Raw genomic sequence first — 13521 nt, 5'->3', positions numbered from 1 at the left:
GCGGCCGGGTCAGGCCGGGCTGGGCTTGGAGAGGAAGGTGTTCAGGCGCCGCACCATCGCGCGCGCCGCGCGGTCGGGGGCGAGACCGTCGAGCAGGGCCTGCTGGAGGACCTGGGACATGGCGTTCTGGAAGTCCGAGCCGGCGCCGGCGAACCACACGGCCGGGTCGAGCACGACGTGGTCCTGGGCGCGCGCGTAGTGCGACTGCGGCCGCAGTGCCGCGTACGCCCGGGTGCGGGTGACCGGGCCGTACGCCGGGATGTGCCCGGCCGTCGCCCAGATCTGACCGGCCTTCAGCAGCGCCGCCACCGCCTGGTGCGTACGGCGGCGCCGGGCGCGGTCCGGGTGCGGGTGGTGGGGCAGCACGAAGGAGTGGGAGTCGGCGTAGACGGCCGGGGTGCCGAAGACCGTGGGGAAGGGGGCGGCGCCCACGTTCTCGTCCGCGGCGCGGAAGGTGCCGAGCTCCCACTCGCCCGACAGGATCATCGCCGTCTGCCGGTTGGTGAACGCGGCGATCGCCGAGGCGTAGTCCAGCCGCCGGGGATTGACGCGGCCGTCGACGATCTTCGCCATGAAGGCGATCACCTCGGCCATCCGGTCGACGTCGACCTCCGCGGGGCCGCCGGGCGGCAGTTCGAACGCCCCGCCGGTCTGCCGGTAGAGCCCGTAGAACAGCCGCCAGCCCTGGGCGGTGTCGGTGACGTACCCGAAGGCGATGCCCTGTTTCCCCGAAGCCCGGGCCAGCTCGCGGCCCGCCGCGAGGAACCGGTCGGGCGAGGAGAACGCCTCCGTGTCCAGGGCGCCGTCCCGGGTGAGCAGGCCCGCCGCACGGGCCGGTCCCGGGTGGTAGAAGACGATGAAGGGGTGGGTGTCCAGCGGGACGGCGTAGGTGTGGCCCTGGAACTGCGTCCGGGACCACACGGCCTTGGCGAAGGCGTCCTCGGTGACGCCGTACTCCGCGAGGAGGTCCAGGTCCCACGGGTCGAGCAGCCCGGTGGGGGCGTAGCCGGCCAGCCGGGACATGTGGGAGACCGCCACGTCGGGGCCGCGCCCGCCGGCCGAGGCCATGGCGAGCTTGGTGTAGTAGGGGGTGCCCCACTCCAGCACGGTGCGTTCGATGCCGGTCCCCGGCATGTCGGGACGCGCGGCGCGCACCATGTCGTTGAGCAGTCCTCCGTCGGCCCCGCTGAACAGGTCCCACAGCCGGACCGTCGAGGAGTCCGCCGCCTGGGCGGAACCGCAGCCGCTGAGCGCGCCGGCGCCCAGGACGGCGGCGCCCGCGGCGAGCGCGGCCGTCAGCACCCGGCGCCGCGAGGGCACGGGCGGACCGACGGGTACGGGTGTGCCGGTCATACAGCTCCTTCTCTCCGGGCGGCCCCTCGGGAGCGCGGATGCGCCCCCGAGGGCCCACTCCCACGGATCACTGACTTCCATCGATGTAAATCGCCAGAGCGGTGCGTCGTCGTCCCCCATGCGATCCGGCACGGCGGCCGGGCGCGGAGGCCGCCTGCGTTACGCGGTGCCCTCGTACGCCGCCGGGCGGCTCTGCGCGGCGCGCAGCAAGGCGGTGTCGACCTTCTCGCCGCGGTCGAAGCGGTAGACGCCGTTGCGCTCCTGGAAGACGTCGGTGAGCTGCGTGTAGCAGTAGCCGAACATGTCCGGGTCGTCGAGGAGCACCGCGGTCAGGCCGGTGAAGCGGGCGACGAACTCTTCGGCGGTGCGCGGGCGTTCGCCGTAGCCCCAGGAGGACTCCGTGTCGTTGCCCGCGCCGCCCGACACGGCCTCGGCGTCCCACCACACGCCGCCGAACTCGCTGCAGAAGTAGGGCTGTCCGCCGTAGGGCAGGGACCACGGGCGGCCGTCGGGACCGGTGTTGACGTACGGCCGGTCCTCGGCGAGACCCGCCATGGTCTTGGCGAAGACGGCGGGGTCCTGCTCGTAGCAGTGCGAGTCGTAGACGTCCGTCCCGGCCACCCGGTGCGCGTAGCCGGAGGCGTCGATGACGGGACGGGAGGGGTCCGCCTGCTTGGTGGCCAGGAACATCGCCCGTGTGACGTCGTCGAGTCGGGTGATCCGGTCGTGCAGGTGCTGGTACGTCTCGTTCAGCGGGCACCAGCCGACGATCGAGGGGTGGGAGTGGTCCCGCTCCAGGGCCTCCATCCACTGGGCCACGTAGGAGGCGTCGGGGCGCTGGTTGTCGTCGCGCACACCCGTCTCGCATCCCCAGTCGCCGAACTCGCCCCACACCAGGTAGCCCAGGCGGTCGGCGTGGTACAGGTAGCGCTCCTCGAACACCTTCTGGTGGAGACGGGCGCCGTTGAAGCCCGCCGCCAGGCCGAGTTCGATGTCACGCACCAGGGCGGCGTCGCTGGGGGCGGTCATCAGCCCGTCGGGGTAGTAACCCTGGTCCAGGACCAGGCGCTGGAAGACCGGCTCGCCGTTGAGCAGCAGCCGCTTGCCGTGGATGGCGACCGAGCGCAGACCGGCGTAGGACCGGACGTGGTCCACCACCGTGCCGCCGGCGTCCAGCACTTCGAGGAGCAGGTCGTACAGGTGCGGGTCGGCGGGCGACCACGGCCGGCGCCGGTCCTCGGGCACGGTCAGCACCAGCCGGGGCGCGAGGCCGAGGTCGGCGCGGGACTCGGCGCTCACCACCGGTCCCGCGGCGTCGCTCAGAACGGCCCGGACCCGGTGGCCCGGGGCGTTGGCCGTGAGCGGCAGCTCCAGGTGGAAGGAGCCGGACGCCAGGTCCGGCGTGATCCTCGGCCGGCCGAGGGCGACCGGGCGGGGCACCGGCTCCAGCCACACGGTCTGCCAGATCCCGGTCGTCCGGGTGTAGTGGCAGTGCGAGTTGGCGTACCAGGTGGCCTGCTTGCCGCGCGCCTGGACGCCGTGGCGGCTGTCGCGGGCGCGCACCACGAGGGTCAGTTCGCGGCCCGGGGCGGCCAGTTCACCGAGGTCGGCGGAGAAGGGGGTGAAGCCGCCCCGGTGCCGGGCGACCTCGACGCCGTCCACCCACACCGTGGTGTCGTGGTCGACCGCGCCGAAGTGCAGCAGCACCCGCGCGTCGGTCCAGGAGTCGGGGACCGTGACCGTGCGCCGGTACCAGACCGCCTCGAGGAAGTCGGTCTCGCCGACGCCCGACAGCTCCGACTCGGGGCAGAACGGGACGACGATCCGGTCGGCCAGCTCGCGGTCCCGCAGACCGCGCTCCAGGCCGGTGTCGGACCGGTCGATCTCGAACTGCCATTCGCCGTTGAGATTCAGCCATGCCTCACGGACGAACTGCGGCCTGGGGTACTCGGGTCGGGGCGGGTCCGTGCGGTTCGGGACGGGCATGGCGCTCCTTGCGTCCGGTGTGCCGGGCTGCTGAACGGTGCGAGGACATGGCATCATGACGATTACATCGATGTAAATAGTGCGGACGCAAGACGGTCCGACTCGGCTGCCGGGACGGGTTCGGCGGGCGGGGCCGGTGCCGCGCACTGGCCGGAAGTCCGTGCTTGACGATCGCCGAGGGTCCGTGTGGGGGCGCGCGAAAAGTCCGCGCGTGACCACTCGAAGCAGGTTCGTGCCGATCGGTATGATCACGGCAGGCGGGAGGATGATCAGCGTGGCGGCCAGACCGAGCATGAAGGACGTGGCGGAGTACGCGGGCGTCTCGCCCAAGACCGTGTCCAACGTGATCAACAACTTCGAGCACGTCTCGGAACGGACCCGGGCCGCCGTCCAGGAGGCCATCGACGCCCTGGGGTACCGGGTCAACATCGCGGGCCGGCAGCTCCGGCAGGGCCGCACCGGAATGATCACGCTGGCCGTCCCGGAACTCGACGTGGCCTACTTCGCCGAGCTGGCCAAGCATGTGATGGCCGAGGCGGACCGGCGCGGCCGCACCGTCCTGATCCACCAGACCGGGGGAGTGCGGGAGAGCGAACTCGCCGCGCTGCACGGCTTCGACACGCAGTTCTGCGACGGCGTCATCCTCAGCCCGCTGGCCCTGCTGCCGCGCGACCTCGCCACCCGCGACCGCCGGCTGCCCGTCGTCCTGCTCGGCGAGCGCCCCGCCGCCGGCACCACGGACCACGTCGGCATCGACAATGTGGGCGCCGCCCGCGAGGCCACCGAGCACCTGATCGCCCGGGGCCGCCGCCGTATCGCGGTCGTCGGCGGCGCGGTCCGCGGCCGCCAGGGCACCGACCGGCTGCGCACCGACGGCTACCGCCAGGCGCTCGCCGCCGCCGGGCTGCCCTTCGACGAGGACCTCGTGGTGCCGGTCGAGGCGTTCCACTGGCGGGACGGCGCCCGGGCGGCCACCGCGGTGATGAACCGGCCCGCGCCCCCGGACGCCCTGCTCTGCCTCAACGACCACTTGGCCCTGGGCGCGTTGCGCGCCCTGCACGAGGCGGGCCGTTCGGTGCCGAAGGACCTCGACGTCGTCGGCTTCGACGACATCGAGGCCTCCCGCTTCAGCGTCCCGACCCTCACCACGGTCGCCCCCGACAAGCGGGAGATCGCCCGCACCGCCGTGACCCTGCTCCTGGACCGCATCGACGACACGGAGTCCGTACCGTGCCAGGACCACGTCGCGGGGCACCACGTGATCGTGCGGGAGAGCACCGGGGGGTGAGGCGCACAGGAGCCGGGCGGGGTACGCACGGGGCAGCCGGCGGGGGGCGCAGAGGGGCGCCCGGCCACGCGCTGTCGCCAGGTGCCCGGACAGGCGCGCAGAGGCCGCCGTCACCCGGACACAGCCCACCCGCACCGGACGGCCTTCCCCTTGCGGCACGTTCGGTGCGGGTGGTGTCCGTGGGGGAGCGCCGGGGCGTCGCCGCTCCCGCTCCCGGTCCGCTCAGAGCACCCGCTGCCTGCGCCCCAGCCAGGTCTGGGCCACGACCACGGCCGCCAGGAACGCGCCGCTGACCACCTGCTGGTAGGCCGAGTCCAGCGAGCCGATCTGGTTGATGACGTTCTGGATCACCTTCAGCAGCGCCACCCCGACCAGCGTTCCGCTGATGAAGCCGAAGCCGCCGGTGAGCAGGCTGCCGCCGATGACCACCGCCGAGATCGCCTCGAGCTCCATGCCGGAGCCGAGGATCGTCACACCGGACAGCAGCCACGCCGCGTTCAGCGCTCCGGCGAGCCCCGCGCACAGCCCGGACAGGGTGTACACGGCGATCTTGGTGCGGGCCACGGGCGCGCCCATCAGCGCCGCCGCGTCCTCGTTGCCGCCCACCGCGTACACGTACTGCCCGAACCGGGTGCGCCGCAGCACCACCGCGCCCAGTACGAACAGCGCCAGCGTGATCCACACCGGCACGCCGATGTCGAACAGCGAGCCCTGGCCGAGCTTCGCGAAGAACGACCCCTTGTCCACCAGGTACGTCCGCGACCCCTCGTCGGTGAGCGTGAGCAGGACACCGCGCGCCCCGAGCATGGCGGCCAGTGTGACGATGAACGGGGCGAGACCCGAGCGGGCGATCAGCAGCCCGTTGACCAGACCGACCAGGCCGCACACCACGAGCGGCAGCAGCAGCGCCACGGCCGTGCCGTACTGCGACCCCCAGGCCGCGAGCACCCCGCCCAGGGCGAACAGCGAGCCGACCGAGAGGTCGATGCCGCCGGTGACGATCACGAACGTCATCCCGAGGGCGACGACGGCGAGGAACGCCGACGACAGCGCCATGTTCTCCAGGTTGTCGCCGGTCAGGAAGGTGTCGAAGCTCAGCGACGCCGCGACCATGGCGATGACGAGCGTGACCAGCGCGCCGTGCTGCTGGGCGAGCGCGCTGAGCCGCTCCTGGCGGCCGGCACCCGGTGGCTCCCCGTCGGTGACGGCGGCCGAGGGCCGGGCGGCGGCGGTGGATTCGGCCGGCATGACGGCCTCCCCGGTGTCCGTGGTCATCGCTTCCCCCGTTCGCGTGCCGCGTAGACGGCACCGACGATCACCACGGCCTGCGCGATCTGCGTCCACGACGGGGGCAGGTCGTGCTTGATGAGCGTGGTGGTGAGCAGTTGGATCAGTACGGCGCCCGCGACCGTCCCGCCGATCCGGACCCGTCCGCCGCTGAGCGGGGTGCCGCCGACGACCACCGCCGTGATGGCCGACAGCTCCATGAGCGTGCCCAGGGAGGTGGGGTCGCTCGCCGTCAGCCGGGCGGTCGCCAGGACGCCCGCGATCGCGGCGAGCACGCCGGAGCAGACGTACACCAGGATCAGCACCCGGCGCACGGGCAGCCCGGCCAGGCGCGCCGCCGGACGGCTGTCGCCGATGGCCAGCAGCTGCCGGCCGAACGTGGAGCGCCGTACGGCGAACGCCACCAGCAGGGCGAGCGCGACCGCGATGAGCACCAGGTACGGGATGCCGAGCACGGCACCGGAGCCCAGGGCCGCCATGCCGGGGTCGTGGACGTCCTTCAACTGGGGCAGCAGCACCAGCGCGAGGCCCCGGGCGGCCACCATCAGGGCGAGCGTGGCGACGATCGGCTGCACGCCGACGAACGCGATCAGCGCCCCGTTGGCGAGGCCCACCACGATCCCGCCGACGACCGCGCTCAGGACGGCGATCCAGGGGCCGTACCCGAGATACAGGGACAGCAGCGAGGTGGACAGCGCCATCACCGAGCCGACCGACAGGTCGACGCCCTCGGTGCCAATGGCGAGGGCCATGCCGAGGGCCACGATGAGCACGGGCGCGACCTGGACGGCCTGCGTGCGGAAGTTCTCGGCGGAGGCGAAGTGCGGGGTGAAGGCGAGGTTGAACAGCAGCAGGACCACGACGCCCGCGTAGACGCCGTACCCCTGCAGCAGGCGCAGCACCCGGTCGCGGTCCACCGTGCCGCGGGCCAGCGAGAGTTCAGTCATCGTGCCCTCCGGGCGGTTCGTGCGCCGCGGGCACCTGGTCCCCACCGGGCGGCCGGTCCGCGTCACCGGGCCGCCGGTCGGCGTCACCGGGCTCGGGCGGTCCGGCGGGCACGGCGGCGATCGCCCGCAGCAACTCGTCCTCGGTGACGGCGTCACCGGTCAACTCCCGAACCATCGCGCCGTCCTTGAGGACCACCACGCGGTCGCTGCCCTCGATCAGTTCCTCGGTGTCGGAGGAGATCAGCAGGACGGCGAGCCCGTCCTCGGCCAGTTCGTCCACCAGCGCCTGCACCTCGGCCTTGGCGCCCACGTCGATGCCGCGCGTCGGCTCGTCCAGCAGCAGCACCTTCGGGTGCAGGGCGAGCCACCTGGCCAGCAGCACCTTCTGCTGGTTGCCGCCGGACAGCTCCCCGACCTTCTGGTGCGGTCCGGCGGCCTTGATCCGCAGCCGCTTGACGAAGGTGTCCACGATCCGGTCGATCCGGGCGTCGTCGACCAGACCGAAGCGGGACAGCCCGGGCAGCGCGGCGAGCGCGATGTTCTCCCGCACCGACAGACCGGGCACGATCCCCTCGGTCTTGCGGTCCTCCGGCAGCAGGCTGATGCCGGCCCGGATCGCCGCCGCCGTGGAGCCGCCGCGTACCGGCCGCCCGGCCATCACCACCCGGCCGCCGTCGAGCGGCAGGGCTCCCGCGATGGCCTTGGCCGTCTCGCTGCGCCCGGACCCGAGCAGGCCGCCGAGACCGACCACCTCACCCGGCCGCAGGGTGAGCGACACACCGTCCAGTCGGTGACGGACACTCAGCTCCTCGGCTTCCAGGACCGGTTCGGCGGCCGCGTCGTGGGAGCCGCTGAACTTCGTCAGGCCCTCCCGGCGCACCTCGCCGATCTCCCGGCCGAGCATCAGCGCCACCAGCCGCAGCCGGTCGAGGTCGGCGAGCCGTCCGGTGTGCACGACCCGGCCGTCGCGCAGCACCGTGACCGCGTCGCAGATCTCGTACAGCTCGTCCATGCGGTGGCTGACGTAGATCACCGCGATGCCCCGGTCGCGCAGTGTGCGGATCACCCCGAAGAGCGTCCGCACCTCACGGGGCTCCAGCGAGGAGGTGGGTTCGTCCATGACCACGACCCGGGCGTCGATCGCCACGGCCCGCGCCAGCGCCACCATCTGCTGGGCGCCCACGCCCAGTTCGCGCAGCGGGCGGCGGACGTCGACCTGGATGCCGAGGCTCCGCAGGGTCTCGCCGGCCTCCCGGTGCATCCGGCGGAAGTCGATGAGCCCGAGCCGGCCGCGTGGCTCGCGGCCGAGGAAGAGGTTGCGGGCCACGCTCATCAGCGGGACGAGGTTGACCTCCTGGTAGATGGTGGAGATGCCCGCCTGCTGGGCCTGGAGCGGGGTGGCGAAGCGGACGGGGGCGCCGTCGTGGGTCATCTCGCCCGCGTCCGGCCGGTACACCCCGGTCAGCACCTTGATCAGCGTCGACTTGCCCGCGCCGTTCTCGCCCACCAGGGCGTGCACCTCCCCGGCGCGCGCGGTGAAGTCCACGTCGGACAGCGCCCGCACGCCGGGGAAGGTCTTGCACAGTCCGGTGACCGTGAGCATCTCAGAAGGCCTTGTCCAGGTCGGACTTGGCGTTGTCCTTGGTGTAGGAGCTGTCCTGGATGACGATGTCCTGCGACACCGCCTGGCCCCGGGTGAACGTGTCCAGGGTCTGGAAGGCCAGCGGCCCGAAGCGCGGGTTCGACTCGATGACGCCGTCGATCCAGCCGTCCACGATGCCCTGCACGGCGTTGCGCGTGCCGTCGATCGTCACGATCTTCACGTCCCCGGGTTTCTTGCCCGCGCCCTTGAGGGCGTTGACGGCACCGAGGCCCATCTCGTCGTTCTCGGCGTAGATGCCCTTGATCCCCGGCTTGGACTGGATCAGGTTCTCGGTGACCGACTGGCCCTTCTCGCGGGCGAAGTCACCGGTCTGCCGGAAGACGATCTTCAGGCCGGGTGCCTTCTCCTTGACGCGGTCCTCGAATCCCTTGGTGCGCTCGGTGGTGACGTTGTTGCCGGCCGCGCCGAGCAGGATGGCGATCTCGCCCTTGCCGCCGGTGGCGGCGATCATCCGGTCCGCGGCCCGCTTGCCCTGCTCGACGAAGTCGGAGCCGATGAAGCTCACGTAGTCCTTGCAGGGCGCCGCGTTGATCTTGCGGTCGACGGTGACGATCGGGATGTGCCTGGCCGCCGCGGTGCGCAGCACCGGTTCCCAGCCGTCGGAGTTCAGCGGCGCGACGACCAGCAGGTCGGCGCCCTTGGCGATGAGGTCCTGGACGTCGCTGATCTGCTTGGAGAACTGCGACTGGGCGTTGGCGGTGAGCAGTTTGACGCCCCGCTTCCGCGCCTCCGCCTTGATGGAGGCGGTCTCCGCGATCCGGAAGGGGTTGGCCTCCTTCTCGGACTGGGAGAACCCGACGGTGGCGGACTTCAGGTCCAGCTTCTTGCCGCCGTAGGTGCCGATGGCGCAGGTCGGTCCTGACCCGCCGCTCGGTGAGGCGACGACCTGGCCGGAGTCCTTCCCCTGCGAGGCGGACTTGTCGTTGCCGGAGTCGTCCTCGGACTTCGTGCATCCGGTCATGAGCGCCAGGCTCGTGACGAGGCCGGTGGCGAGGAGGGTGCGCACCAGGGTGCGGTGCGGTGTGGCGACGGTCTTCATGGGAGATCCCCAAACGGCGTGGCCCCGGGGCGATGGGAGCGCTCTCGGGGTGGGACGGCTCTTGCGGTCAACTCGGCGTGCACGTCGTTCAGGGGAGGTTTTTACATCGTTGGAAGAGTGCTGTAAACCCCTCCCGTCCGGAATCCCGGCCGGCCGACGCCCGCCACGGTCACCGCCGCCCGAGCGTGCTCTCGCGCTCCACCAGCACGAATTCCGCGGTGAGTTCACGTCCGCCGGGCTCACCGCGGCCCGACAGACTGCGCAGCAGCGAGGCCACCGCCATCCGTGCGATGGCCTGCTTGTCCGGCGAGATCGTGGTCAGCGTGACGGCGCCGAAGCGGCCCTCGGCGATGTCGTCGAACCCGACCACGGCGACGTCCCACGGCACCCGCAGCCCCCGCTCGTGCAGCACCCGCATCGCACCGATCGCGATCAGGTCGTTCAGCGCGAACACCGCGTCGGGCCGCACCCCGGAGTCGAGCAACTGGGCCATCGCCCGCGCGCCGTCGTCCCGGTCCCAGCCGCCGACCGGCACCACCAGGTCGTCCGGCGCCGGGACTCCCGCGGCGGCCAACTCCGCGCGCCAGCCGACGAGTCGCAGGTGGGCGGGCTGGTTGGCGGCGTCGGTGCGGGCCCCCAGGTAGGCGATGCGGGTACGGCCGCGGCCGAGCAGATGGCGTACCGCGGCCCGCGCGGCGGCCACGTTGTCGATGGCGATGTGGTCGTGCGGTGCCTCGTACTCCCGCTCGCCGAGCAGCACCAGCGGCACGTCGTCGGACCGGCCCTGCAGGTCGGCCGCCTCCAGCTCCAGCGGGCTCAGGATGAGCCCGTCGATCACCCGGGCCCGGAACCCCTGGCTGACCAGCACCTCCTGTTCGCGCCTGCCCCGGGTGTGGTCCAGCAGCACCGTGAACTCGTGCTCCGCCGCCGCGTCGATCACCGCGCTCGCCAGTTCGGCGAAGTACGGGTTTCCCAACTCGGGGACGGCCAGCGCGATGATGCCGGTCCGGCCCTTGCGCAGGTGCCGGGCGGTCAGGTTCGGCCGGTAGCCCAGCTCGTCGATGGCCGCCTGCACCCGGGCCCGCATACCCGGTGTGACGTGCGGATAGTTGTTCACGACGTTGGACACCGTCTTGATCGAGACGCCGGCCCGTTCGGCCACGTCCTTCAGGCTGACCCGCAAGGGGATCTCCTCGGCATCGATGGGAGCTCCGGGTACCGGAGCCATGTCATGACCCTGGACAGCGGCCGGGAGCCGTGCTCTCATGCCAACTGCCGTTGCTTCCAACGTTGTACAGACTGAAGCAGTGAGCCGCCACCCTTCCTCAGCCAAGGGAGATCCGTGCGCACCAAGCACCTCAGAAACCGCCTGTCCCTGCTGCTCGCGGCCGCGCTGGGCCTGGCCGGCCTGACCGCGGCCCCGACCGCCACCGCCGCCGAGGACCCCGTCGCGGTCCACGGCCTGAAGGGCGAGTACTACACCCAGTCCGCCCCCGGCGCCTTCGACTTCGCCCACCTCAAGGCCACCGGATTCGACCCCCAGCTGGACTTCGACTCCCTGGAGTCCCGGCTGAACTCGGCCACCGGGCAGTCCGACGACGTCAGCGTCCGCTGGACCGGCCGTGTCGTGCCGGAGAAGACCGGCGCCACCACCTTCTCCGTCATCGGCGACAACGGATTCCGCCTCTGGGTCGACGGCAAGCTGGTCATCGACCACTGGGTCGACGACTGGGACCGCGAACAGACCGGCGAGCCCGTCGAGTTGACCGCGGGCAAGGCCTACGACATCAAGGTCGAGTACTTCGAGCACTACGGGGGCTCCAACCTCCACCTGCGCTGGACGCCGCCCGGCGGCACCAAGACCGCCGTCCCGCAGTCGGCGTTCCTGCTGCCCGAGGGGTACGCCTACGACGGCGCCATCGCCACCACCGTCCTCAAGGACGGCCGCACCCTGCGACTGGACTTCGCCCAGTCCCTGGCCACCCCGGCCGCCGGGCTCACCGACCACCTGCACGCCGTCATCGGCGGCGCGACCTGGCCCCTGGGCACCGCCCGCCTCGACCCGGCCGACCCCAGATCCGTCCTCGTCTCCCTGAAGCAGCCCGTCGTCGGCAACAAGTCCGGCACCGCGCCCGGCCTCGCCGACGTCCGCTACGACGGCGACGGCGGCCTGTCCGGCACGGACGGCAACGTTGTCAGCCCCTTCTGGAGCAGCGGCGCCAACCACTCCACCTACGAGCTGCGCACCAAGTGGGCCGACGACGTCACCCCGGCCAACGCCCACCGCGAGTACCCGAGGCCGCAACTCACCCGAGACTCCTGGCAGAACCTCAACGGCAGCTGGCAGTTCGCCGCGGCCAAGGCGGGCGAGCAGCCGCCGGTGGGCCGCACCCTCGGCGAGCGGATCCTCGTGCCGTACCCCGTCGAGTCCCAGCTCTCCGGCATCGAGCGGCACGAGGACCGCATGTGGTACCGCCGCACCTTCACCGTCCCCGCCGGCTGGAAGATCGGCGGCCACCGGCGCCTCCAGCTGAACTTCGGCGCCGTCGACTGGCAGGCCGAGGTCTACGTCAACGGCACCAAGGTCGCCGAACACAAGGGTGGCTACGACAAGTTCAGCGCCGACATCACCGGCGCCCTCAAGCCCGGCCGCACGCAGGAACTGATCGTCGGCGTCTACGACCCGACCGACGCCGCGAACGGGGAGAACCCGCCGCTCGGCAAGCAGCGCCTCGACCCCAGCGGCATCTGGTACACCCCGTCCTCCGGCATCTGGCAGACGGTGTGGCTGGAACCCGTCGCCTCCGACCACGTCGACCAGCTCAAGCTGACCCCGGACGTCGACGCCGGCACGCTCACCGTCGAGCCGCAGGGCGTACGCGACGGGGTGCGGGTCACGGCGACCGCGTACGCCGGCAAGCGCAAGGTGGCCACGGCGACCGGCCGTACCGGTGAACCCCTCACCCTGCGCATCCCGCACGCACGCCTGTGGTCGCCGGACGACCCCTTCCTGTACGACCTGAAGGTGAGCGTCGGCGACGACCGGGTCGGCAGCTACTTCGGCATGCGGTCCATCGCCGTCCAGAAGATCGGCGGCGTCCCGCGCACGGTCCTCAACGGCAAGCCGGTCTTCATGATGGCCACCCTGGACCAGGGCTTCTGGCCGGACGGCCTGCACACCGCGCCGAGCGACGCGGCACTGGCCCATGACCTGAAGATGCACAAGAGGATGGGCTTCAACGCCGTCCGCAAGCACATCAAGGTCGAACCCGACCGCTGGTTCTACTGGGCCGACCGGCTCGGCCTGATGGTGTGGCAGGACATGCCGGCCATGACGGCGGGCGTGAACCCCTCGACCGCCGCTCGCGCCGAGTACGAACGCGAGATGAAGCAGATGATCGACGAGCACATCAGCAGCCCGGCGGTCGTCATGTGGGTGGTCTTCAACGAGGGCTGGGGCCAGTACGACGTCGGCCGCGTCGCCACCCAGGCCAAGTCCTGGGACCCGACCCGCCTGGTCGACAACATGTCCGGCCTGAACCTGGGCGCGGACGGCGGAGCCGGCGACATCATGGACGAGCACGGCTATCCGAGCCCGGCCCTGCCGCCGCACCCGGACGGCCGACGCGCACTGGTGGCGGGCGAGTACGGCGGTCTCGGCCTCGCCGTGCCCGGTCACGCCTGGTCGGTGCAGCAGTCGTACGTCGACGTCGACCCGAGCACCTACACCGACGACTACCTGGAGAAGCTCGGCGAGGTGCACGCGCTGGCCTGCCGTGGCGGCAACGGCGCGGTGTACACGCAGATCACGGACGTCGAGGGCGAGCTGAACGGCCTGATGACGTACGACCGCAAGGTGGTCAAGCCCGACGTGCGCCGACTGAAGGCGGCCCAGGACGCGCTGATCGCCGACGCGTCGCGGCCGCAGCCGGCGGGCTGCTCCTGACGCCCGGGCAGG

Annotated in this window: 9 protein-coding genes; 2 read left to right on the top strand and 7 right to left on the bottom strand. The window is 71.9% G+C overall.

Annotation, left to right across the window (positions count from 1 at the left end):
- Positions 1-9: 9 nt before the first annotated feature.
- Together B446_RS02970 and B446_RS02965 are read right to left on the bottom strand one after the other, a co-directional pair.
- Positions 10-1353: an extracellular solute-binding protein gene (locus tag B446_RS02970; RefSeq protein ID WP_020937921.1), complete on the bottom strand. Its 1344-nt coding sequence runs from the start codon at positions 1351-1353 to the stop codon at positions 10-12.
- Between the two features lie 159 nt (positions 1354-1512).
- The gene (locus tag B446_RS02965; RefSeq protein WP_020937920.1) at positions 1513-3339 is read right to left on the bottom strand and encodes a glycoside hydrolase family 2 protein; all 1827 of its coding nucleotides are present in this window, start codon (positions 3337-3339) and stop codon (positions 1513-1515) included.
- A 265-nt stretch (positions 3340-3604) separates the two neighbouring features.
- On the opposite strand from B446_RS02965, the gene B446_RS02960 reads away from it, so the two are divergent.
- Positions 3605-4627, top strand: a complete 1023-nt coding sequence (locus B446_RS02960; RefSeq protein ID WP_020937919.1) for a LacI family DNA-binding transcriptional regulator — start codon at positions 3605-3607, stop codon at positions 4625-4627.
- Positions 4628-4849: 222 nt separating this feature from the next.
- Here the strand turns inward: B446_RS02960 and B446_RS02955 are convergent, their stop codons facing one another.
- From B446_RS02955 to B446_RS02935, 5 genes are all read right to left on the bottom strand, one after another.
- Positions 4850-5875, bottom strand: coding sequence for an ABC transporter permease (locus tag B446_RS02955; RefSeq protein ID WP_043477412.1), 1026 nt, complete (start codon positions 5873-5875; stop codon positions 4850-4852).
- Between the two features lie 23 nt (positions 5876-5898).
- The gene (locus B446_RS02950) at positions 5899-6861 is read right to left on the bottom strand and encodes an ABC transporter permease (protein WP_043477409.1); all 963 of its coding nucleotides are present in this window, start codon (positions 6859-6861) and stop codon (positions 5899-5901) included.
- Positions 6854-8464, bottom strand: a complete 1611-nt coding sequence (locus B446_RS02945) for a sugar ABC transporter ATP-binding protein (protein ID WP_020937916.1) — start codon at positions 8462-8464, stop codon at positions 6854-6856. Before B446_RS02945 ends, B446_RS02950 begins: the two co-directional genes overlap by 8 nt.
- 1 nt (position 8465) lies before the next feature.
- Positions 8466-9563 (bottom strand): ABC transporter substrate-binding protein, encoded by a 1098-nt coding sequence (locus B446_RS02940; RefSeq protein WP_020937915.1) that lies wholly within the window; start codon positions 9561-9563, stop codon positions 8466-8468.
- A 169-nt stretch (positions 9564-9732) separates the two neighbouring features.
- Positions 9733-10746, bottom strand: coding sequence for a LacI family DNA-binding transcriptional regulator (locus B446_RS02935; RefSeq protein WP_020937914.1), 1014 nt, complete (start codon positions 10744-10746; stop codon positions 9733-9735).
- Positions 10747-10905: 159 nt separating this feature from the next.
- Between B446_RS02935 and B446_RS02930 the strand changes: the two genes are divergently transcribed.
- Entirely contained in the window at positions 10906-13509 is a 2604-nt protein-coding gene (locus B446_RS02930) for a glycoside hydrolase family 2 (RefSeq protein WP_020937913.1), read from the top strand.
- The last annotated feature ends 12 nt before the right edge of the window (positions 13510-13521 follow it).

It is taken from the genome of Streptomyces collinus Tu 365, assembly GCF_000444875.1.
Taxonomy (GTDB): Bacteria; Actinomycetota; Actinomycetes; order Streptomycetales; family Streptomycetaceae; genus Streptomyces; species Streptomyces collinus_A.
This window is presented reverse-complemented; position numbering and strand designations above follow the sequence as displayed.

What these genes read in the sequence shown, in the direction of transcription:
- B446_RS02970 (WP_020937921.1), bottom strand. Translation starts at nt 1,353, where the DNA reads ATGACCGGCACACCCGTACCCGTCGGTCCGCCCGTGCCCTCGCGGCGC.
- B446_RS02965 (WP_020937920.1), bottom strand. Translation starts at nt 3,339, where the DNA reads ATGCCCGTCCCGAACCGCACGGACCCGCCCCGACCCGAGTACCCCAGG.
- B446_RS02960 (WP_020937919.1), top strand. Translation starts at nt 3,605, where the DNA reads ATGATCAGCGTGGCGGCCAGACCGAGCATGAAGGACGTGGCGGAGTAC.
- B446_RS02955 (WP_043477412.1), bottom strand. Translation starts at nt 5,875, where the DNA reads ATGCCGGCCGAATCCACCGCCGCCGCCCGGCCCTCGGCCGCCGTCACC.
- B446_RS02950 (WP_043477409.1), bottom strand. Translation starts at nt 6,861, where the DNA reads ATGACTGAACTCTCGCTGGCCCGCGGCACGGTGGACCGCGACCGGGTG.
- B446_RS02945 (WP_020937916.1), bottom strand. Translation starts at nt 8,464, where the DNA reads ATGCTCACGGTCACCGGACTGTGCAAGACCTTCCCCGGCGTGCGGGCG.
- B446_RS02940 (WP_020937915.1), bottom strand. Translation starts at nt 9,563, where the DNA reads ATGAAGACCGTCGCCACACCGCACCGCACCCTGGTGCGCACCCTCCTC.